This is a genomic window from Massilia sp., from assembly GCF_032106685.1.
In the GTDB taxonomy this organism is placed as follows: domain Bacteria; phylum Pseudomonadota; class Gammaproteobacteria; order Burkholderiales; family Burkholderiaceae_D; genus Telluria.
The window spans coordinates 14,224-35,193 of the sequence record NZ_DAMCPG010000048.1 but is presented as its reverse complement, the minus strand read 5'-3'; the positions used below and the strand labels follow the sequence as shown (position 1 = coordinate 35,193).

Below are 20,970 nucleotides of genomic sequence, written 5' to 3'. Positions count from 1 at the left end.
CGCCGCCGGCGCCGGTCGTGGCGGCCGCCGAGCCGGCCCCGGCCCCGCCCGAACCGGCCCCGGCCGCGCCGCCGCCCGAGCCGCGGCGCTACAAGGTCGACATGCCGCCGCCGGCCGCGCTGACGATGGACGTCGCGCGCACGGACGCGGACGGCACGCGCTGGAGCGGGGAAGCCCTGCTGTCCTGGAGTTATGGCGAGGACACTTACCGCATCAATTTCGAGGCCGGCATCCGGCTCGTGTTCACCCGGGTCAACCTGGCGGTGCTCAGCAGCGAAGGGGCGGTCGCCGCCACCGGTTTCGCGCCGGTGAAGATGACGGAAAAGCGGCGCGGGCGCGCCATGACCGCGACGCACTTCGACTGGAGCGGCAACAAGATCACCTTCTCGGCCTCGCAAAAAACCTATCCGCTGGCGGCAGGCGCCCAGGACAAGGCCAGTGTCCCGCTGCAACTGGCCGCCATCGCGCGCGGCGATAGTGGACAATTGACGGGTGACCTGGACATCCAGGTGGGCGAAGACCGCGACGCCGCCGTGTTCCGCTTCATCGTGGTGGGACAGGAAGAGATCGATACGAAGCTCGGCAAGATGCAGACCTGGCACCTGTCGCGCCCGCCGAAAGAGGGTTCCTACCGCTCGCGCCTGGACGTCTGGCTGGCGCCGGCGCGGGGCTGGTATCCAGTGCAGATTCGCAATACTGAGGCCAACGGTGCAGTCACCACGCAAACCGTGAATAATATAGCCTTGACCGATACAGGAAAATGATAATGCGAAGCAATCTCTTAATGCGCGGCCTCGCCGCCGGCCTGCTGGCCACGAGCCTGAGCGCCGCCGGCGCCGCCCCTGCCGCGCCGGTGAAACGCGCGGTCGAGCTGCCGCCGTCGGCCGACCTGGCCTATGAGCTCGCGGCCCAGCAGCGCGGCATCGGCCTGAAGGGCGACGCCCTGATCACCTGGCGCGCCGGCGACGGCAGGTACGACGTCAACGTCGAGGCGCGCGTGGCCCTGCTGGGCAAGCTGAACGAATACCGCAGCCAGGGCACGATCGACACCTATGGCCTGGCCCCGGAGACCTTTACCGAAAAGCGCTACCGCAAGGACCCGACCACGACCACCTTCGACCGCGAGAGCAAGACCATCCTGCTCACCGAAGCCAAGCAGCCCTACGCCATGAAAGGCGGCGAGCAGGACCGCGCCTCGGTGACCTGGCAGCTGGCCGCGGTGGCGCGCGCCGCCGGCGAGGCCAAGTTCAAGCCGGGCAGCGAATGGACCTTCGTGGTCACCGGGCGGCGCGACGCCGAGCCCTGGACCTTCCGGGTGGTCAAGCAGGAAAAGATCCGCACCGCCATGGGCGAACTGGACACCATCCACGTCAAGCGCGAACGGCGCGACAGCCGGGGCGACAGTGTCGAGATCTGGCTGGCGCCGTCGCAGGAGTGGTATCCGGTGAAGCTGCGCTTCGAGGACGAACGCGACACGATCGACCAGACGATCACCCGGATCACACCGAAATAAGCGTGCAGATACGCATGCGTCAATAAAAAGAGCCGCCATCCTGGGGGACGGCGGCTCTGCGGCCGGCGCACATGGCGCCGGAGGAAGCATCAATAATCGTAGCCGCAGATGTCGCGCAGGCAGGCCGTGCGCTCGGCAGCGCATTCCTCGGATGGCATGCCGTTCTTGATGCACTGGTTATAGTCCGACGCGCAGTAGAACTCGCAGCTGGCCAGCACCGGGCTCGACGCCGCTCCCAGGCCGATGGCAAACATCAACGCAGCAAGTTTCTTATTCATCCTTATCTCCTCTCAAGTTCGACGGTGTAGTCGTCGCTGCGCTGCGCCGTCGTTTCGCAGCACGCCGGACCGCGATAATGCTCATCCATGTCCGGGTCAGAAGCTAGCCTCACACCGTCATACCGCCGTGTCAAACCGCCATGCATATATATGTAAAACTCATAAAAGAAGGCGTTTTATAGGATTGACTTATGGTTTTTGCCGCCCCATCGGAGCGGCCCGAGATTGTGTCGTTTATGCAAACTTGGCGGGATGCACGCGGAATATTGCTGCCGATTAAGCAGCCCGAACTGTTATACTGGCGCCCCCCGCGGACACTTCGGCTTGCCTGCTCAGGCAGTGCGGTCCGCTTGCAGACTGGTATCCCAACGATGATCGACACACAGGCGGCTTCCGCCGCGGAACCCCATGGCACTGCGCAGGACGAGCTGGACCCGCTCCAGGCGCATTTCCATTCCGGCATCGCGCCGGACGAAATCGAGCAGGTGTTTCACCTCAAGAAGGCGCAGCCCATGCTGTCCGCCTTCTCGGCGCTGTTCCACGGCAGCCAGGACGGCGTACTGGTGCGCCTGCTGGTGCTGCGCGAACTCGCCGCCGACACCGCCAGCTCGGCCTTCTCGCGTGCCGACATCAACCAGAAGCTCGCCTACCTGATCCCGGAAAGCCTGGAAACGGTGCTGAACCGCCTGCGTACCCATGGCCTGCTGGCCTGGGACGCGCCGAACGGGGTCTACCGCATCACGCCGCTGGCAAGGAACGTCCTGTCCGCGCTCGACACCCTGCTGGCGCTGGGCAAGCCCGATGACGACGAAGCCGAGATGGGCTTCCTGCTGTCGCAGGTAGCCGGCGCCCAGGCCGTGGGCGGCGTCACCGTCGAGCAGTTGAAGCACCTGCTGGGCCGCCTGGTCGAGCTGACCGAGGAGTTCCGCGACGCGATCGCCTCGGGTTCCGAATTCAAACTGCGCAATTCCCAGGCGAAGTGGCACATGGCCTGCGACTGGGTCGAGAAGGGCTCGGTCATCCTGCGCGCGATCACCCAGGACCCGCAGGCCGACTCGGCTACCCACAAGGCGGCGCAGGCGATCGGCCGCGCGCAAAGCGCCCTGCTCAACATGCAAGGGATGTTCTCGCGTGCCCTGAACCAGATCGAGCGCCAGCGCGTGCACCTGGGCCAGTCGGGCCTGTCGACCACCGACGTGAAACGCTGGCTGCTGGCCCACGACGACCTGGCCAGTCTCGCCGAAGGCGCGATCGACCGCCCGGTGGTGCCGCTGTTCGGCACGCCGGCCGAGATGATCGACGTCGCCGAAACCGAACTGCTGGCCGAGCGCGCGCCCACCGTCGGCTTGGCGCGCCTGCCGAGCGGCCAGGACGCGCCGCTGACCATCAACGACAACCCGGCGATGCAGGCCGAGCTGGACGACTGGATCACCAAGCTGGCCGATTTCGCCAACCTCGGCAACTTCCCCGAGTTCTCCGAGACCGGCCCGAAGAAGGTCGAGCTGCACGAGTCGCTGCTGCCGGCCTCGTTCGCCGTGGCGTCCTACCGCGCCTCGCTGCTGCCGCTCCTGGGCGACGCCGCCGAGGCCAGCCTGCAAGGCGCCACCGCGGAACTGGCGCGCCTGCCGATCAAGTTCGAAGCACGCGACGAAATGGTCCAGCTCGACGATCCGGAAGTGGCCGCCATGTCCTTTGCAACCCTCTCACTAGATTTAGATCTCGAAAGCGGCACGCCGAATGAATGACGATGCACAAATCCTGATTGCCCGCCTGCTCACGCACCAGACCCTGCGCCGCGACGACAAGATGGTCAAGCGCGCGCTGTCGGACGAGACCTTCCGCGCCGAAGTCGACAAGCGCCTGCTGGAGTCCGGCCTCAAGCTCCTGGACAACGTCTACGCCGACCACGTCACCATCGCGCTGCACCGCAACGTCGAGCCGAAGATCTTCGGCGCCAAGGACATCTGGCAGAACAATAACTTCGGCCTGACGCGCGACGGCGTGGCCCTGCTGGTGGTGCTGTGGGCGCAGATCATCCTGCCCAAGCGCGAGCGCCAGGAAACCCACACCACGGTCGTCGATGACCAGACCGACATGTTCGACAAGGACGCGCCGATCCCGCGCGCCGAGGACACCTCGATCGGCATTTCCTACACCGCGCTGCTGTCGGACTTCGGCGACAAGCTGGGCAAGAAGACGCGCATGGACATGAACCTGGGCGTGCTGTCGAAACTCGGCTTCATCGAGCGCCGCGGCGACGTGATCCTGGAGGGCCCGCTGCTCGACCTGATGATGGACACCGACCTGCTCAAGGAGCGCATCATCAACGGCGCCTTGTCGGACGTGTTCAAGCGCGCCCCGCTGGCGGCCGTGCGCCGCACCGCGGCCGATGCCGCCAACGACGCCGAGCTCGATGCCGAGCCCGTAGACAATCCGAACTGAGCGAACTGAGACACCATGTTCCACATCAAATCACTCGAACTGGTCCACTGGGATTACTGGCAGCGGATCAAGAACATCCCGCTCGACGCCAAGATCATCACCATCGCCGGCCAGAACGGCTCGGGCAAGACCACGCTGCTCGACGCGCTGCGCACCCTGTTCGGCCTCGATTGCTCGATGGGCCGCACGTATAAACACTACGCGCGCCACTCGGGCCAGCAAAGCGCCTGGCTGCGCGCCGTGGTCGACAACAAGCCGGTTGGGCGCCAGCTGTCGAACCGTCCCTTCCGCCACTCGGGCTTCTTCAGCGACGACGAAGTGACCCTGTTCTGCCAGGTGCAGAAGAACGGCGGCGACTGGAAGCGCCAGTACCTGATGCGACCGGGTAACGTCGACATCGAGGAAGTCACCGAAGCGACCGACTGGCTGGGCGTGGAAAACTACCGGAAACGCCTGGCCTCGGCCGGCCTGTCGCCGGCCATGTCCAAGGTGCTGGCCCTGGAGCAGGGCGAGACGGACAAGCTGTGCGAATACGCGCCGCGCCAGCTGCTCGACCTGGTGTTCCAGGTCTTCGGCGACAAGGAAGTGCTGGACGCCTACGACGAAGCCAAGCGCCACCAGCGCGACACCGAGACGGAACTGAAGCGCTTCGAGGCGGAACTGGAAACCTCGCGCATCAACCTGGAAGGCCTGCGCCTGCGCGTCGCCAACTACCACCAGTGGGAAGACCTGCACAAGGAAAAGCGCGCGCTGCGCGAGGAAGTGCTGCCGAGCCTGGAATACCACGAGGCGCGCGAAAAAGCCGCCGCGATGAGCCGCCACCTGCGCGAGCAGCGTAAACCCATGCAGCAGGCCGACAGCCAGCTGGCCGAGAAGCGCCAGGCGCTGGCGGCCCAGCAGCGCGCGCTGACCGAAGCCCAGCAGCAGGAAACCCAGCTCGAGAAGGAAGGCACGGAACTGGCGGGCCGCCTGACGGCCATCAACCAGAAGCTGAAACCGCTGGAAAACCTGCTGGAGCAGAAGGAACGCCTGCAGAAGCTGGCGGCGGAGGCTGGCGCCGACATGGCGGAAGTGGCGTCGCAACTGGAAGAAAAGGAAGCCGAGCTGGCGCGCCAGCGCGCGGCGCGCGAGGCGATCTCGGCGAAGATCGCGATCGAGATGCAGACCATCTCGGCCCTGCAGGGCAAGAGCGCGATGCCGGAGCCGGAAGCCCAGCGCCAGATGCGCCGCGCCCTGCGCGACGAAGGCATTCCGCACGCCATGCTGTCGGACATCGTCGAAGTGACGGACCCGAAATGGCAGGGCGCGGTCGAGGGTGTCCTCGGCGGCTACGCGTCGGTGGTGCTGCTCGAGCGCGCCAAGGATGCGCCGGCGGCGTATCGCCTGGCTGAAAAAGAGCGCTATCGCCACTTCATCGTCCCGGACTGCGTCGAAGCACCGAAGATGAAGGACGACAGCCTGCTGTCGGTGGTGAACTTCTCGGCCCCGGCCCCGAGCTGGCTGATCGACCAGCTGGCGCGCATCGACCGCGTCGACTCGGTCGACGCCGGCTTCAAGTCGGGCTCGGACGAGTGGATCACGCCGGACGCCTACCACCGCGAACGCCGCGGCGGCCGTTCGCTGTACGTCGAGCCGTCGCGCTACCGTTTCGGCGCGGCGGGCAAGACCCAGCGCCTGGAAGCGATCCAGAAGGCGATGCCTGGCCTGGAAGCGAAGGAAGACGCGCTCACCCTCACCATCAGCAAGCTGGCGGCGGAAGTGGGCGCGCTGAAGGCGCGCATCGCCGGCGTCGACGCGGCCAAGGAACTGGCGGCGCGCCAGGCCGAATTCGAGGAAGCCCTGCGCAGCATCGCGCCATTGAAGGCCGAGCGCCTGGAAGTGGGCGCGCGCCTGGGCGAACTGCAAACGCTGACCAAGAACGCGACGGTCGCGCGCACCCGCGCCGACACCGTCTGGCAAAACGCGCGCATGGCGCTGTCGGAAGCGGAAGCGGGCCTGCGCCTGAACCACCGCCGCCAGATCGAGCAGCGCGCCGAGCACGCCAAGGCCTTGCTGGAGATGCGCCGCGGCTGGCGCAGCATCCCGGCCGCCTGGAAGAACCCGGCGCGCCGTGCGGCCCTGGTGTCGCAGCACCAGAACGCGCACCAGGTCAACCTGCGCCTCGGTTCGCTCGAGCACGCGCTGGCGCGCGACGACTGGGAGCAGGATGGCACCGTCATCGACCAGTACGCGCGCCTGAACGAGCAGCTGGCCGGGCGCCAGAGCGAGACCGAGGAGCGCCGCTACCAGAACAACCGCGCGATCGAGGCCACGGCGAATGCGCGCGGCGCCTATATCGAGCGCCTGCGCTACACGATCAAGACCTACTCGAAGAACATCAAGGAGCTGGGTGGACTGGCCGGCATCGACGTCCAGGCCGACCCGGTGCGCCTGGAGAACGACGACGTGCAGCTGGCGCAGGCCGGCCTGCACGTGCGCTTCAAGTTCGACGGCAAGGACCAGATCGGCATGAACGACGGCGAAGCCTCGGGCGGCCAGCAGGTCATGAAGTCGCTGGTGCTCTTGATCGGTTTGCTGAAGTCGGAAGAGGGCTCGGGCGGCTTCGTCTTCATCGACGAACCCTTCGCGCACCTGGACATCCGCAACATCCAGCTGGTCGGCGAGTTCCTCAAGAACACCGACGCCCAGTACCTGATGACGACGCCGCTGACCCACAACACCGACGTCTACGACCCTTCGGAGCTGACGCTCATCACGAGCAAGAAGAAGAAGGACGTGCAGTGGGCGCAGCCGATCTTCGTGCTGCAGAGAAGGAAGGAAGAGGCGAAAGCCGCGTAAGCAGAAGGGGCCCGATGGGCCCCTTCTTTCATGGTGTCGTGCGGTGTCTGCAAACCATCGTAGGGTGGACGGGTCTCCCGTCCACGCGTTCAACCGACCGTTGATAAAACGCGCCTGCGATGAATTCGGTTGGATTTGAACGCGTGGACGGCAGAGTCGTCCACCCTACGTCCCACCGCTTGACGTCATCGAAACATCAACCCCGCTCGATCGCTTGGCGCAGCTTGCGCCGCCACAGCAGCAACCCCACCGAATACGTCACGAAGTACCCGGCCGTGAGCCCCACGCACAGCATGCTCAGCGGGCTCTCGGTGAAGCGCGGCGCCTGCGCGCCCGAGCCCTGCAGCGTGTACAGCTCGAAGCCGATGTAGAGCACGCGCGCGATCAGGACCATGGCCATCACGATCCCGAGCCGCATCGGCGGCGTGAAGAAATAACCTTCCTGGGTGTCCTCGTACCGGGTGCGGCGCAGGCCAAAGTTCCCCCAGAAAATGCCGAGCGCCGTGCCGGCCGCCAGCGCCCCCAGCTCCATCGGCCGCGCGAGCACTTCCGACAGCGGCACCAGGATCATCGCGCCGAATACCAGGATCCCCGTGTAGTGGCGCGACATGATCGAGCGCTGGCGCGCCATCTGCGTCTTCAGGCGCGCATAGATGCGCCACACGAGAATGGGAGTCAGGGCCAGCAGGGCGAGGGTGGTGATGTTCATCGTGATGAAAGCCTTGGAATCGAAGCCGGCATTGTACGCGAGCACCCATCATGCTGGCGGATGGGGCCGCCGCCAGGCGGGCGTCGGCGCTTGTCGTCCCATGCTAAGGTGTTAACTCCCGTAACCCAGGAGACCCCGAACATGATTCCAGCAACGCCAATGCCGGTCCGTTTCCACCGCGCCCCGGACCCGGTGCCGATCGAGGAACCGCAGCCCGAGCCCTTCGACGCGCCGCACCCGCACCACACCCCGGTCCACACGCCCCAGAGCGAGGACCCGGTCCCCGATCCGAAGCCGAGCCTGCATTAAGAACGCTCGAAGCATTTGACACAGCTTCCATGGCAGCGGATGCAAGCCGCCATGGAAGTCCAGTCAGGCGCCGTTAATCGAAGGCCCACGCATACAGCACGTCGAGCGCCGTATTCGTGCCGGTCTGGAACTGCAGCGTCCAGCGCGGATTCAGCTTGTAGCGCAGGCGCACCAGGCTCGAGGCCGTGGTCGCGCCCTGTTCGAAGCTCAGGTAGGCGCGCGAGGAAATCCGCTTGCCGACCGTGACCACGGTGTTCGCCAGGCCCTCGGCGTCGCCGTTGCGGCCTTGCGCCAGGCCGAGTTCGTCCACGCCGAGCGAATTGGCGAGCTTGGAGGTGATGCCGCCGGTGCCGCCCTTGCCGCCGAGCAGGGCGCCGGCGGCGGCGCTCAGCACGTCCTTCTCGTTGCCGCTCGTGCCTTCCATGCCGTGGCCCAGCACCAGCCAGGACAGTTTTTCGCTGTCCGGCACGGTCGGCGTCGACACCAGCCGCGCCTGCGGCGACTGCGCCGTGCCGCGCACCTGCACGCCCGCCTCGACGTTGGTTTCGCTCAGCTGCGTGCCTTCGGGCTGCTTGCGTACCGCGAGCACGTCGAGCGACGGATTGTCGTAGCGGCCGTTGAAGGTCAGTACCCCGCGGTCGATGGTCAGCTTCTGGCCGTAGGCGGCGTAGGTGCCGCTCGCGACCCGGATGGTGCCGTTCACGCGCGGGTCGCCAGTGCCGACCATGCGCAGGCGCACGCTGCCGGCAAGGTAGGCGTCGATGCCCAGGCCGCGCAGGTGGAAGTCGTCGCCGAGGTCGGCCGCGAGATTCACGCTCAGGGGCACTTCGGCTTCCTTCTTCTGCGGCGGCGCCGGCGCGCCGCGGCCCAGCACGATCACGTCGTCGGACATGGTCGGCCGGCCCTGCGGCGCGAATTCGATCAGCGCGCGGTCGGCCTTGAAGCGGCCGTCGAGCGTGAAACGCTGGGCGTCGCGCACCAGGTTCGCTTCGCCGGAGACGACGACGGTGCGGTCCGGACGCGACAGCGCTTCCAGCTTGTCCGCCACCACGCGCAGCTGTATCGCGCCGTCGGCGCCGAAGCGTACCGAGCCGTCGGCGGTCGCGTTGCCCTGCAAGCCTTCGAGATAGAGGCGCTGCAGCACCAGGCGCTCGCCCGCCAGTTGCGCGCGCAGCTGGCCATTGCGCAAGCGTACCCCTTGCGTCGGCCAGCGCACCCCCAGGGCGTCGCCGTTGACGGTGCCGTTCAGCGCCGGCGTGCCGATGGTGCCGCCGCCGGTCAGCGCCAGCTTCAGGCTGCCGTCCAGCTCCAGGTCGCGCTGGCCGGACAGCGCCGCCAGCCAGGCGATCGAAGCCATGTCGGCGTTCGCCGTCATGCGCAGCGGGCTGTCGCGGTCGACGCGCCCGCCCAGCATCTGGACGGTGCCGTCGACGCGGGCGCTGCCGGTGCGGGCGCCGTCCAGCGCCAGCTGGGTGCGCAGCGAACTGCCCTGGACGTCGGCGCGCAGGTCGAAGGTGCGCAGGCCCAGCGCCACCGGCACGTCGGCGCCGACGATGGCGTCGCCGCCTTCGCGGAATACGTGCACTTCGCCGGCCAGGGCGGGCCGGCCGCCGGTGCCGTTCGCGGTGCGCAGGTCGAGCGCCCAGTCGGCGCCCAGCGTCAGGTTGCCCTGGATGTTCTCGCGCAAGCCGGGCGAGAACTGCGCCAGGTAGTTCAGCGGCACGCCTGCCGCCGCGCCGCGGCTGTTCCAGCGCGAGCCGGTCTTGGTCAGCGAAGCGATGTTGACCGTCCCGGCAGGGAGCTTGATGACGGCGCCGTTGAAGGCCAGCGACTGCGGCTTGGCCAGGCCCATCACGCCGGCGCCCGGGGCGACGTCGATGCGCAGCGGCACCGGCTGCGCCAGCGTCATCGCGTAGCGGCCCTTGTTCTGCAGCGCCGCCAGGGTGCCGGACCAGGTGTTGCGGTTCCAGCCGCCGCGCACTTCGGTGAGCGCGTCGAAGTCGTCGTTGCGGGCGGCCAGGCGCAGCGTGTGGGCGGCGCGGGTGCCGCTCGTTTGCAGGCTGGCGGCGGCGATGCGGGTCTCGCCGCTGGCGTAATCGACGATCTGGATGTCGCTCACCAGGGGATCGGCGCCGCCGCGGCCGGAACCGAGGTTGGCGCTGGCGCGCAGCGAGCGCAGCGTGTGGGCGCCCATGAATTTCAGGTTCTGGCCTTCCAGCGCCGCCGTCAGCGAGGGCGTCTCCATGGTGCCGGTGATGGTGCCGTTGCCGCGCAAGGCGCCGCCGTAGTCGGGACCGAGGGCGGCCAGTTGGCCGGCGTCGATGCGCCAGTCGAGCACGTCGCGGCCGGCGCCGAAGCTGCCTTTCGCGGCGAGGACGTTCGGCCCCACGTGCAGGTCGACGTCGGCGTTCGAGACGTGACGCCGGTCGGCGTTCAGGCGCGCATGGCCCCAGAACGGCGACTTCGCCAGCGTCGACTCCTCGACTTTCAGGTCGAGCGCGCCGCGCCAGTCCGCGCCCGAGCGGCCGCTGGCGGCAAACGCCCCGTTGATGCTGCCGGGGAGGGGACTGCCGAAGGCGGCCGGGTTGAAGCGCGCCATGTTGCCGTTCGCCTTGACCTCGACGAAACGCGCCTCCTTGCCGCCCGCGAGCCAGGCTTCGCCGTTCGCGCGCAGGTTGCTGGTGTTGGCCTTGCGCTGGGCCGCCACCCAGCCGAGGCCGTTGGCGTCGAGCGCGAAGGTGGTGCGCGGCGCCTCCATGCTGCCGGTGACGACGCCGTTCGCGACCACGGAGCCGTACAGGTCCTTGCGCAGGGCGGCGAGCTGGCGGCCGTCGACGCGCCAGTTCAGCTTCTCGCCGGGCGCGCCGAAGGCGCCGCGCAGGTCGACGCTGTTCTGGCCCAGGGCCAGGGTGGCGTCGACGCCGCTGACGTGTTTTGCATCGGCGGCCAGCTTGCCGCGTCCGGACAGCGGCTGGTCGAACAGGCGGCTCGGCCGCAGCGCGAAGTCGGCGTTGACCTTCCACGCCGGGGCCAGCACGCCGGCCGCGTTGATGTTGGCGTTGATGTCGGCCTGCGGATAGTCGCCCAGCGCGGCCGGGTTGAAGCGGCTGGCGTTGGCGCTGACCTTGAAGGCCTTGTCCTCGGCCAGGTTCGCGCTGCCGGTCAGGGCGATGCTGCCGCTGCCGGCCGACAGGCGCGCTTCGCTCAGGTCGAGCACGTTGTTCGCCAGTTTTGCGCGCGCGGCCAGGCGCAGGCCGGCGTCGCTCAGGCGCAGGTCGAGCGTCTGGGTGGTGCCGACGTTGGCGACCGCAATGTCGCCGGCGATCTTCGTCGGCTTCATGCTGCCGTGGATCTGGCGCAGGTCGAGGCGGTCGGTGTGCAGCGCGAATTTCGCGGTGCCGAGGCCTTCCTCGTCCTCGCCGCGCTGCACGCTGCCGCTGCCGGTGAAGCGGCCGGCGCCGCCGAGGTCGACCAGCACGTCGGTCAGCTGCATGGCGTCCAGGTTGCCGCCGAGCTGGCCGCGCATCGCGCGCAGCGGCAGGCGCTGCTGGTCGATGGTGCCGGCCGGGCCGTCGTTGACGAGGTCGACGCTGCCCGAGATGGCGCGCTTGTCGTCCAGGCGCGCCACGATCGCCAGCGTCATGTCGGCGGTCGGCAGCGAAGGATCGAAGAAGCCCGGGTCGATGTTGCGCGCATTCAGGTTCATGCTGCGCAGCGGGATCTCGGCGAAGGGCGACAGCGCGATGCGCGCCTCGCCGCCGGCGCGCCCGGCCTGGCCGGTCGCATCGAGCATGGTCAAATTCAGGTCGCCGCCGGCGTGCAGCTTCAGCTGGGCCGGCGTGCCCGCCGATCCGACCGGCGTGCCGGTCAGGCTGGCGTTGGCGTCGAGCTTGAACGGGCGCTGGGCGCCGATGCTGCCGTTCGCGGCCAGCTGGCCCCAGGGCGTGCTGGCGACGGCGTCGCGCAGCTGCCATTGCACCTTGTCGCCGTGCAGGCGCAGGCGGATGTTGGTGATGTCGGTGGCGTTGCCCTTGCTGACGAAGGTCGCCTTGGCCACGCGGGCGTCGTCGAGCGAGATCCGGAACGGCGCGGCCAGCGAGGCCGGCATCTTGCTCGGCTCCTCGTTCTCGCGCAGGGTCTCCATGCGCAGGTCGGCCGCGTGCAGCTTGCTGATCTCGATGCCGTTCGACAGCAGCTGGCGCGGCGACCAGTCGAGGTCGACGTTGGTCGCCACGACCAGTTGCTCGTCGGTGCGCCAGACGATGCGGTCGATGTGCATCGCGCCATAGATCGAGCCGCGGATGCCGGTCATGGTCAGCTTGCCGTCGGTGGCGCGCGCGGCGCGTTCGGCGATCATCTGCAGCGTGGTTTCGCGGCCCAGGTACCAGAGCGCGCCGCCGATCACGACGCTTGTCGCGACCAGGCCGATGGCGACCCGGCGCGGCCAGCGCCGCTGTCTGGGTGTCTCCCTGGCCGGGGTTTGCGGGGTGGGGTTGTTGTCGGCGTCCATCAGAACGTAAATCCAAGTGAGAAGTGCAGACGTGCTTTCTTGACCGCGTGGCCGTAGGCGACATCGACGTTGATCGGGCCGACCGGGCTGCGCCAGCGCGCGCCGATGCCGTAGCCCGATTTCGGGTGCAGGTCGCCGAACTTGTCGGCGGCATTGCCGACGTCGTAGAACACGGCCACGCCCCAGGGCGGTCGGAACCAGTACTGGTATTCGGCGCTGGCGGTGGCCAGGTAGCGCGCGCCGACGATGGCGTCGCCTTCGCGCACGCCGAGTTCCTGGTAGCCGTAGCCGCGCACCGACTGGTCGCCGCCGGCGCGGAACAGATAGCTGCTCGGCACGCCTTCCTTGTCCTTCGAGAACACGGCGCCGAGCTCGCCGCGCAGGATCAGGCTGCCGCTCTCGCCGGCCGGACGGTAATAGATGCCGCGGGTATAGGCGCGGATGAATTTCTCGTCCGTGAACACCGGCAGCGGCGCCACGCCGACCTGCCAGTTCAGGGCGTAGCCGCGGGTCGGCAGGATCAGGCTGTCGAGCTTGCGCCGGGTGACGCTGTAGGTCAACGGCAGGCTCTTGCTGTAGCTGGTGTCGACACCTTCGACCTGGCGCTTCTCGGCCAGCACCTCCAGCGTCAGGCTGCGCTCCAGTTCCGGCGTGCCCCAGGCGCGGCGCGCGGAAGCGCTGATGGTGGTGGTGATTTCGCCGCGCACGTCCTCGCGCTCGATGCCGCCGCCGACGCTGTCGTTGTAGCCGTCGGGCGTGGTCGGCCAGTAGAAGTCGACGCGCGCGTTCTGGCGCTTCTGTTCGTAGATCAAGTCGCTCTTCATGCGCTTGCCGAACACGCTCAGGTCGTCGTAGCTCAGCTGGGCGCGGGCGCCGGTGTTGGTCGAGAAACCGAGACCGACCTCGACGTTCTTCTGCTTGTTCTCGGTGACGCGCACCAGCACCGGCAGCACGGTCGGGCCGGGCGTCGGCGGCTTGACGCCGGTGGCGGCCTGGCCCGGGACGGCCGGCGCATTCGGATCGACCTCCGGCGGGTCCGGGACATCGTCGCTGTCTTCCTTCATTTCCTGCAGCTCGGCGGCGAGCACGGCGCGCATGTCGGCGCTCACTTCGACGGTGGAGAAATAACCGGTCTCCTGCAGGCGCGCCTGCAGCGCCTGCAGCGCCGCCTCGCTGTATTCGTCGCCCGGCTTGATCTTGTTCAGGTTGGTGATGACGCTGGCCGGATAGCGTTTCAGGCCGCGGATGCGCAGCGCGCCGAAACGCATTTCCGGACCGCTGTCGATGACCACGCGCAGCGAAGCGCGGCGCGTGTCCGGATCGACCGTGGCGCTGGTCTCGACCAGCTGGGCGCGCGGGAAGCGCGACGCCACCACGTCGCGCAGCAGGTCGCGCTTGGCGCCTTCCCAGTCGGCCTGGCGAAAGCGCGCGCCGACCGGCAGCGACCAGCGGTTGCGCAGCGCCGCCGCGTCGTAGGGGGCGCCGCCTTGCTCGAACGGAACAAATCCCTGCAGCACCAGGTCGATGTCGCTGACCACCACCGGTTCGCCCGGCTCGACGACGATGCGCGCCACCGGCGTCGCGCCGCTGGTGTCGAGCGTGGCCGTCACTTTCGGCGAGTAATAGCCTTCGGTGGCGATCAGGGTCTTGGCCTGTTCGGGCGCATCGCGCACCAGGCGCTGGAGCTGGTCGAGGTCGACGCGCGGATTGCCGCGCCAGCGCAGCAGGTCGAGGTTATCTTCGAGCAGGTCGTCGAGCTGGCCCGGCGCATCGATGCGCACGTTATAGTCGACGCCCTGGGCGAGCGCAGCCTGCGCGTTCAGGATCACGTACACGGACAGCACGATTTGTGCCAAAATCCGCAGTCGCCCTGGCGCCGTGTTGTTCTGGTGGGATGTTGCGAGAGCCATGTCTCTCCATTCAGTGTTAATGCTGAGGCCATCTTAACGGAATTGCAAAAACACTGGCGAACGTTTAACTCCTGGATTACCCCTTATGCACGCATCCGATACCGCACTCGTCCTCTTCAGTGGCGGGCAAGATTCCACCACCTGCCTGGCCTGGGCCCTGCAACGTTATGCACGCGTCGAGACCATCGGTTTCGACTATGGCCAGCGCCACGCCATCGAGCTCGAGGTGCGTCCGGCGGTGCTGGAAAAGATGCGCGCGCTGTCTCCCGAGTGGAACGCGCGCCTGGGCGAGGACCACATGATCGACCTGTCGCTGATCGCGCGCATTTCCGACACCGCACTGACCAGCAACGTCGAGATCGCGATGCAGGCGGACGGCCTTCCGAACACCTTCGTTCCGGGCCGCAACCTGCTGTTCATGACGGTGGCGGCGACGGTCGCTTACCGGCGCGGCCTGAACGTGCTGGTCGGCGGCATGTGCGAGACCGATTTCTCGGGCTATCCGGATTGCCGCGACGACACGATGAAGGCCTTGCAGGTGGCGCTCAACCTGGGCATGGCGACGCGCCTGAAGGTCGAGACGCCGCTGATGTGGATCGACAAGAAGCAGACCTGGGAACTGGCGGAGCAGGCCGGCGGCCAGGCCCTGGTCGACCTGGTCCGCTTCGACACCCACACCTGCTACCTGGGCGAGCGCGGCGCGCGCCACGACTGGGGCTACGGTTGCGGCACCTGCCCGGCCTGCGCGCTGCGCGCCCGCGGCTATGAACAGTTCGCCGCGGAAAAGGCGGCGCGCGGAGAATAAGGAACGGCGCCGAATGACGGCGCCGTTTTTTCATGCAAGGTGCAAGGGCAGGCGATCAAACCGCCGCCTCGCGCTGCATGCGGTTCCTGCGCGAGCGGTGCACCAGGTACCAGATCACGGCTAGCGGCAGCAGCAGGGGCAGGAAGAAGGGCACGATCGCCGCCGTCACCGCGAAGGCCGCCACCGCCAGCGCCCCGACCAGGACCACGCCGACCCCGGCGAACACCACCGCCAGCACCGCCCCCACCACGATCGTCACCAGCACCGCGATGATCGTGCCCCCGGCGCCGAACAGCAGCGCCAGCGCGGCGCCCAGCGGCCCGCCGACCTCGTCGCCGTCGATGTGGAAGCTGGCGTCGCCGAAGGTGAACAGCAGATCCCACAGCAGCAGTGCGCACAGGATCAGGACGGCGTAGGGGACGATCTTTTTCATGATGTTTTCCTCGTGAAGTCAGGTGGTATGGCCTTACTGTAGGTCTGCGCCGGCCGCGTGACCAGCCGCCTGCGACGATCTGCATTTTCGGCGGGCCGGAGCGCATCTGGAGGCGATGAACGTGAGCATTCTTCCAGCATGGGGCGCCTTCGTCGCAGGTCCGGATACGGGCCGACCAAGGGCTGACTTCGCGGAAAAAATCGATGCCTTTTTGACCTTGCAATGCGCGGCTCGCCACCTATACTGACAGCCTGCTTTTGTTGTAGGAGGGCTTCCATGCATCTTGTCGATACAACGATGACCTCGCCGTACTATCCTTGTCATTCGGCCTGGGCGGGTGGTGGACCGAAGGGACCGCCATCGGCACCGCCTACCATCCCACCTATCATCATCAATCCTTTCAATCGCGAAGCGCCGAGACAGCCGAACATCGACCCGCTGCGCACCCCCTTGCCGCCGCCGGTGCGGCCCCCGCGCCAGCCCGGCATGCGCATCCGCGCCGCGCATCGAAACCGCGCCTGCGCGCCGTGCGTTTGATTTGAATGGCTGCGGTGCGGCATCCCTATACCTGCTTGCGTAATTTCCTCTATGATCTTGTTTTGGGCGCGAGCCCGGCAGAGGGAAGCAGCAAGCAATGAATGACGATGTCAATGACCTGGAACCGGCTGACGACGACGCGCCGGTCCAGGAACCGCGCCTGTGGAAAGGCAACGGCTGGACCGCGCGCGTGATCAAGAACGAGGACGACGAGGGCTGGGCGGTCGCCATGTACAAGGATGGCGAACCGGAGCCGGCGCTGGTCGGCCCCTGGACCATGGGCCGCGACAAGAAGAATCCGAAGCCGCTCGACACGAACGCCTTCAACACCCTGGTCAAGACCGCCTCGGAAGTGATCCGCCGCCACGAGCAGCACCTGCACGCGATGCTGCACAAGAGCACCGTGGTCTCGACCGAACAAGGCGAGCTGAAGGTCACGCTCGACATCGTGCCGGACGACGACGATCCATACGCGATCCTGACCGCCATCGACGAGATGAGCGAGCAGGTCGCGCAGGCACGCGTGGCCGCCACCTTCAAGCTGACCCCGGCCTCGGCCCTGGCCTGGATCGAGAACGACTTCCGCGCGCCGCGCTAGTTCAGGGATGGCTGCGGCTCGATGCGTGGGGTGCGTGCCGATCTAGGGCAGCACACCCGTCCGCCGCCGTTGTCTTTGCGCTGCGTTTCGCCTGAAAGGCTATTGATCCAGCGCAACTGCTGCTATATTTCCCAAGTGCATTAACTCACTGGGAAAAGCCATGGAACGTCTCGACCGGCTGGAAGCGGTCCAGTCGATGCTGCTCGAAATCGGGCGGACCTCGACCAGTTGCAGCGATATCACCGAATTCATCCGCGCGGTGCACCGCGCCCTCGGCCGCATCATGTACGCGGCCAATTTCTATGTGGCGTTGTCGGACCGCGAGGAAGGCACGGTGCGCTTCGTATACTTCGTCGACGAATCCGACGAAGGCCCGGCGCTGAACCAGCCGGTGCGCCTGGCTTCGCCCGACGAGTCGCCGACCGCCTGGGTGATCCTGAACGGCCAGACCCTGACCATGACCGCGGCGGACTTCCGCGCGCGCGAGCAGGGCGGGGGGCGCTTCGGCGCCGGTAGCGCGGCCGAGCACTGGATCGGTTGCCCGCTGCTCGACCAGCAGCACCTGCCGCTGGGCGCCATCGTGATCCAGAGCTATACCCCCGAGCATACCTACAGCAGCGAGGACCAGGCGCTGTTCGCCGTGATCGCGAACCACGTCTCGGTGGCGCTGCAAAGCCTGCAGAGCATGGACCGGCTCGAACGCGCCGTGCAGGAGCGCACCGCGCGCCTGGCGCACGAGGTGGCCGAACGGCGCCGCGCCGAGCAGGTGCAGCATGCGCTGTACCAGATCGCCGACCTGTCGGCCAGCGCGCTCGACACCAACGTGCTGATGGCCAGCCTGCACCGCATCATCGGCGAACTGATGGTGGTCGAGAATTTCATGATCGGCCTGTACCACCCCAACACCAAAGAAATCAGCATCCCGTATTTCGTCGACCAGAAGGACGCCGCGCCGCCCTTGAAACGCTTCCCCTACGGCCAGGGCATGTGCTCCTACCTGCTGGCCTCGAAGCAGCCGCAACTGCACGACGCCGGCAGCTTCGCGCGCCTGGTGGCCAGCGGCCAGGTCTCGGGCATCATGGGCAGCCCCGACATCGCCAGTTGGATGGGCGCGCCGATGCTGGTGCACGACAAGCCCTACGGCGTGCTGATCGTGCAGAGCTACGATCCGGCGACCGTCTACACCAAGGCCGACCTCGACCTGCTGGCCTTCATCGCCAGCCACGTCGCGGTGGCGATCGCGCGCATGGAGGCCGACCGCAACATGCGCCGGACCAAGGAGCTGCTGGAAGAGCAGAACGCGGCCCTGAACAGCGCGCTGACCCAGCTGCAGCAGGCGCAGGGCGAACTGGTGCGCAAGGAAAAGCTGGCCTCGCTGGGCGAACTGGTGGCCGGCGTCGCGCACGAGATCAACACGCCGTTGGGCATCTGCGTGACCGCGACGAGCCACCTGGTGGAAGAGCTGCGCCTGACGCGCGAGGAACTGGCGGCCGGCGAGATGACCGAGGATAGCCTGAACAGCTTTTTCGAGATCGTCGACCAGTCGCTGCGCATCATGACCACCAACACCCGGCGCGCGGCCGCCCTGGTGCGTTCGTTCAAGCAGGTGGCGGTCGACCAGTCCTCGGGCGACGTCCGCAGCTTCAACCTGCGCGCCTACATCAACGAAGTGCTGCTCTCGCTGCAGCCCAAGCTCAAGGGCCGCCCGATCAAGGTCGAGGTCGACTGCCCGCCGGACCTGGTGATGGAAAGCTTCCCCGGCGCCGTGTCGCAGATCGTCACCAACATGGTGGTCAATTCGCTGGTGCACGGCTTCGAGCGCGACCAGCCGGGCCGCATCGCGATCCGCGCCGCGCTCGAAGGCGGCACGGTCGCCTTCAGCTATACCGACGACGGCGCCGGCATGGACAAGGAATCGCTGGATAAACTGTTCGACCCCTTCTTCACCACCAAGCGCGGCAGCGGCGGCAGCGGCCTGGGCGCGCACATCCTGTTCAACCTGGTGACCGGGGCGCTGGGCGGCACGGTGCACGTGGACAGCGCGCCGGGGCAGGGCTTGCGCTATGCGCTGCATTTCCCGCGCAGCGTGCGCGGGGAGAAGCTGGCGGCCTGAGGAGCGCGACGTAGGGTGGGCACCCCGTGCCCATGCGTGACGCATGCATTCCGTTGGCTGACCTCCGGTCGAAAAAGACGCGTCGCGGCTGCGCCATGGAAGCGCTCCGATAACGCGTCGGTTTCGATTTTTTTCGAGCGTGGCCGATGTGCGAAGGTTCGCGTGGGCACGGGGTACCCACCCTACGCCTGATTGCGCCCGCGCGATCAGGTCAAGCGGACTGCGTGGCGGGCGCGAGATTTCAAGGGATGGGTGAACGCGTGGGCGGCGCCGAAGGCGCGGGCAAACCGGAGGCCCGGGTATAGCCGTCCACCCTACGCGGCAACATGGTCGGCAGGGCGTAGGGTGGGCGGCTACACCCGAACCGCACGCGTGATCGCAGCGGATGCGCCGCCTACGCGTTCAGCGCCCGCCAGCATCGTCGCCAGGCTTCAGGAGGGGACCGTCAATCCGGCCACTGCCGGTTGATCTCCACCGCCTTGTCGATGTTCTTGATCAGCAGGTCGACGTAATACGGGTCGAGGTGCTTGCCGGCGACTTCGCGCAGGTAGTCGGTGACCTGCTCGACCGGCCAGGCTTCCTTGTAGCAGCGCTCGTGGCTGAGGGCGTCGAAGACGTCGGCCACGGCGACGATGCGGGCATAGGGGTGGATATCCTCGCCCTTCAGGCCTTGCGGGTAGCCGGTGCCGTCGAACTTCTCGTGGTGCTGGTGGGCGATCACGGCGGCGGCCTTCAGGATCGGGCGCGTCGAGCCGTCGAGGATCTGCAGGCCGACCGTCGGGTGCTGCTTCATGATGTCCCACTCTTCCGGCGTCAGGCGGCCGGGTTTCAGCAGCACGGCGTCCGGGGTGGCGATCTTGCCGACGTCGTGCATCGGCGCGGCGTGCATCAGGGTCGCGGTTTCGTCCTCGGGCATGCCGGAGGCCTGGGCCAGCATGTGGCAGACCTGGGACATGCGGCGCACGTGGTTGCCGGCCTCGTTCGAGCGCGACTCGACCACGTCGCCCAGGCGCAGGATCAGCTCGGCCTGGGTATCGGTGATCTCCTGGTTCAGCAGGATGTTGTCGAAGGCGATCGCCACGCCCGAGCAGAACACCTCGAGCAGCTGGGCGTCGATCTCGGAAATCTCCTCGACCCCGTGCAGCACCAGCAGCGAAGCCTTGCCGCTGCTGTTCGGGAAGTAGCCGACGTAGGTGTCGCCGTGCAGCTTGGAGATGCGGTTGTGGCGCGCCTCGTCGAGCTGGGCCAGCAGTTCGGGACCGATCGCCTCGTTGCCGGCGCCGCTGCCGAAGTCACCGATGCGGGCCAGCACCTCGTACTGGCTTTCGCCGGTGATCACGCTGGCGCCCTTCAGGCGCAGCAGCATGCTCTGCTCCAGGCGCAGCAGGGCGACGACCTGCTGCAGCAGGCCGCTGGCGAAGTCCTTCAGGTTACGCTGCTGGAAAATGTGGCTGGAAGCCGCGATCACGCGCTCCAGGCCTTCGCGGTAGCTCTGCTGGACGCGGCGCGCGTCCTCGACCTTCATGATGTCGCGGTAGGCGCGCAGCGCGGCGAAGGTCGTGGTAAACAGTTTGGTCCGATCGAGCTCGGTCTTTTCCTTGTAGTCGTTGATGTCGTAGTCGACGATCACGCGCTCTTCCGGCGCCTGGCCCGGCTGGCCGGTGCGCAGCACGATGCGGGTGAACTGGTTGTCCAGGTCCTGGCGCATCCAGCGCGCCACTTCCAGGCCGCTGTCCTCGCGCTCCATCACCACGTCGAGGAAGACCAGGGCGATGTTCTCTTCGCGCGCCAGGACCTCCTTGGCTTCGGCGCCGCTGTAGGCGTGCAGGAAAGTCAGTGCGCGCCCATCGAGGCGGAAACGGCTCAGCGTCAGCTTGGTGATGTCGTGGATGTCGGGCTCGTCATCAACGAGAAGAACTTTCCACGGGGCGAGCTTGGGCGCGGCTGCAGACAGAAAAGACATGGCGTTTCCGAT

The 20,970-nt window shown here is 67.4% G+C and carries 15 protein-coding genes; 9 read left to right on the top strand and 6 right to left on the bottom strand.

The genetic code is table 11. The features are described from left to right. Both RT688_RS20545 and RT688_RS20540 read left to right on the top strand, forming a co-directional pair. The coding region (locus RT688_RS20545) for a DUF3108 domain-containing protein (RefSeq protein ID WP_313706696.1) at positions 1-764 on the top strand (764 nt) is incomplete at its 5' end. 20 nt (positions 765-784) lie between these two features. Then, positions 785-1,513 carry a DUF3108 domain-containing protein gene (locus tag RT688_RS20540; protein WP_313706695.1) on the top strand — a complete coding sequence of 243 codons (729 nt, stop codon included), beginning with the start codon at positions 785-787 and terminating at the stop codon, positions 1,511-1,513. Positions 1,514-1,602: 89 nt separating this feature from the next. Here RT688_RS20540 and RT688_RS20535 read toward each other — a convergent pair whose 3' ends face one another. Next, complete coding sequence (locus RT688_RS20535; RefSeq protein WP_313706694.1) at positions 1,603-1,791, bottom strand: hypothetical protein; 189 nt, start codon at positions 1,789-1,791, stop codon at positions 1,603-1,605. Between the two features lie 371 nt (positions 1,792-2,162). On the opposite strand from RT688_RS20535, the gene RT688_RS20530 reads away from it, so the two are divergent. The 3 genes from RT688_RS20530 to RT688_RS20520 are packed head-to-tail and all read left to right on the top strand — an operon-like array spanning position 2,163 to position 7,071. Next, positions 2,163-3,536: a hypothetical protein gene (locus tag RT688_RS20530; RefSeq protein WP_313706693.1), complete on the top strand. Its 1,374-nt coding sequence runs from the start codon at positions 2,163-2,165 to the stop codon at positions 3,534-3,536. Further along, on the top strand, positions 3,529-4,233 hold the full coding sequence (locus RT688_RS20525) for a hypothetical protein (RefSeq protein WP_312548014.1): 705 nt from the start codon (positions 3,529-3,531) through the stop codon (positions 4,231-4,233). The genes RT688_RS20530 and RT688_RS20525 overlap by 8 nt, the downstream gene beginning before the upstream one ends. 15 nt (positions 4,234-4,248) lie before the next feature. Beyond that, positions 4,249-7,071, top strand: a complete 2,823-nt coding sequence (locus RT688_RS20520) for an ATP-binding protein (protein WP_313706692.1) — start codon at positions 4,249-4,251, stop codon at positions 7,069-7,071. 196 nt (positions 7,072-7,267) lie between these two features. Here the strand turns inward: RT688_RS20520 and RT688_RS20515 are convergent, their stop codons facing one another. Next, a complete protein-coding gene (locus RT688_RS20515; RefSeq protein WP_313706691.1) occupies positions 7,268-7,780 on the bottom strand; it encodes a hypothetical protein in 513 nt (170 codons plus the stop codon). 141 nt (positions 7,781-7,921) lie between these two features. On the opposite strand from RT688_RS20515, the gene RT688_RS20510 reads away from it, so the two are divergent. Further along, entirely contained in the window at positions 7,922-8,089 is a 168-nt protein-coding gene (locus RT688_RS20510; RefSeq protein ID WP_313706690.1) for a hypothetical protein, read from the top strand. A gap of 73 nt (positions 8,090-8,162) precedes the next feature. Here the strand turns inward: RT688_RS20510 and RT688_RS20505 are convergent, their stop codons facing one another. Further along, positions 8,163-12,599: a translocation/assembly module TamB domain-containing protein gene (locus tag RT688_RS20505; protein ID WP_313706689.1), complete on the bottom strand. Its 4,437-nt coding sequence runs from the start codon at positions 12,597-12,599 to the stop codon at positions 8,163-8,165. Continuing rightward, positions 12,599-14,509, bottom strand: coding sequence for an autotransporter assembly complex protein TamA (locus tag RT688_RS20500; RefSeq protein ID WP_409521960.1), 1,911 nt, complete (start codon positions 14,507-14,509; stop codon positions 12,599-12,601). Before RT688_RS20500 ends, RT688_RS20505 begins: the two co-directional genes overlap by 1 nt. Positions 14,510-14,594: 85 nt before the next feature. Here RT688_RS20500 and queC point away from each other — a divergent pair, with 85 nt between their 5' ends. Continuing rightward, a complete protein-coding gene (queC, locus tag RT688_RS20495) occupies positions 14,595-15,314 on the top strand; it encodes a 7-cyano-7-deazaguanine synthase QueC (protein ID WP_313706687.1) in 720 nt (239 codons plus the stop codon). Between the two features lie 55 nt (positions 15,315-15,369). Here the strand turns inward: queC and RT688_RS20490 are convergent, their stop codons facing one another. Further along, positions 15,370-15,747 carry a hypothetical protein gene (locus RT688_RS20490; protein ID WP_313706686.1) on the bottom strand — a complete coding sequence of 126 codons (378 nt, stop codon included), beginning with the start codon at positions 15,745-15,747 and terminating at the stop codon, positions 15,370-15,372. A gap of 634 nt (positions 15,748-16,381) precedes the next feature. On the opposite strand from RT688_RS20490, the gene RT688_RS20485 reads away from it, so the two are divergent. Both RT688_RS20485 and RT688_RS20480 read left to right on the top strand, forming a co-directional pair. Continuing rightward, complete coding sequence (locus RT688_RS20485) at positions 16,382-16,882, top strand: hypothetical protein (protein WP_313706685.1); 501 nt, start codon at positions 16,382-16,384, stop codon at positions 16,880-16,882. A gap of 160 nt (positions 16,883-17,042) precedes the next feature. Next, on the top strand, positions 17,043-18,995 hold the full coding sequence (locus tag RT688_RS20480; protein ID WP_313706684.1) for a GAF domain-containing protein: 1,953 nt from the start codon (positions 17,043-17,045) through the stop codon (positions 18,993-18,995). Between the two features lie 445 nt (positions 18,996-19,440). Here the strand turns inward: RT688_RS20480 and RT688_RS20475 are convergent, their stop codons facing one another. Continuing rightward, on the bottom strand, positions 19,441-20,958 hold the full coding sequence (locus tag RT688_RS20475) for an HD domain-containing phosphohydrolase (RefSeq protein WP_313706683.1): 1,518 nt from the start codon (positions 20,956-20,958) through the stop codon (positions 19,441-19,443). Positions 20,959-20,970 lie beyond the last annotated feature (12 nt).

Coding starts and splice junctions, on each gene's coding strand:
- RT688_RS20540 (WP_313706695.1), top strand. CDS start 785: ATGCGCGGCCTCGCCGCCGGCCTGCTGGCCACGAGCCTGAGCGCCGCC.
- RT688_RS20535 (WP_313706694.1), bottom strand. CDS start 1,791: ATGAATAAGAAACTTGCTGCGTTGATGTTTGCCATCGGCCTGGGAGCG.
- RT688_RS20530 (WP_313706693.1), top strand. CDS start 2,163: ATGATCGACACACAGGCGGCTTCCGCCGCGGAACCCCATGGCACTGCG.
- RT688_RS20525 (WP_312548014.1), top strand. CDS start 3,529: ATGAATGACGATGCACAAATCCTGATTGCCCGCCTGCTCACGCACCAG.
- RT688_RS20520 (WP_313706692.1), top strand. CDS start 4,249: ATGTTCCACATCAAATCACTCGAACTGGTCCACTGGGATTACTGGCAG.
- RT688_RS20515 (WP_313706691.1), bottom strand. CDS start 7,780: ATGAACATCACCACCCTCGCCCTGCTGGCCCTGACTCCCATTCTCGTG.
- RT688_RS20510 (WP_313706690.1), top strand. CDS start 7,922: ATGATTCCAGCAACGCCAATGCCGGTCCGTTTCCACCGCGCCCCGGAC.
- RT688_RS20505 (WP_313706689.1), bottom strand. CDS start 12,599: ATGGACGCCGACAACAACCCCACCCCGCAAACCCCGGCCAGGGAGACA.
- RT688_RS20500 (WP_409521960.1), bottom strand. CDS start 14,509: ATGGCTCTCGCAACATCCCACCAGAACAACACGGCGCCAGGGCGACTG.
- queC (WP_313706687.1), top strand. CDS start 14,595: ATGCACGCATCCGATACCGCACTCGTCCTCTTCAGTGGCGGGCAAGAT.
- RT688_RS20490 (WP_313706686.1), bottom strand. CDS start 15,747: ATGAAAAAGATCGTCCCCTACGCCGTCCTGATCCTGTGCGCACTGCTG.
- RT688_RS20485 (WP_313706685.1), top strand. CDS start 16,382: ATGAATGACGATGTCAATGACCTGGAACCGGCTGACGACGACGCGCCG.
- RT688_RS20480 (WP_313706684.1), top strand. CDS start 17,043: ATGGAACGTCTCGACCGGCTGGAAGCGGTCCAGTCGATGCTGCTCGAA.
- RT688_RS20475 (WP_313706683.1), bottom strand. CDS start 20,958: ATGTCTTTTCTGTCTGCAGCCGCGCCCAAGCTCGCCCCGTGGAAAGTT.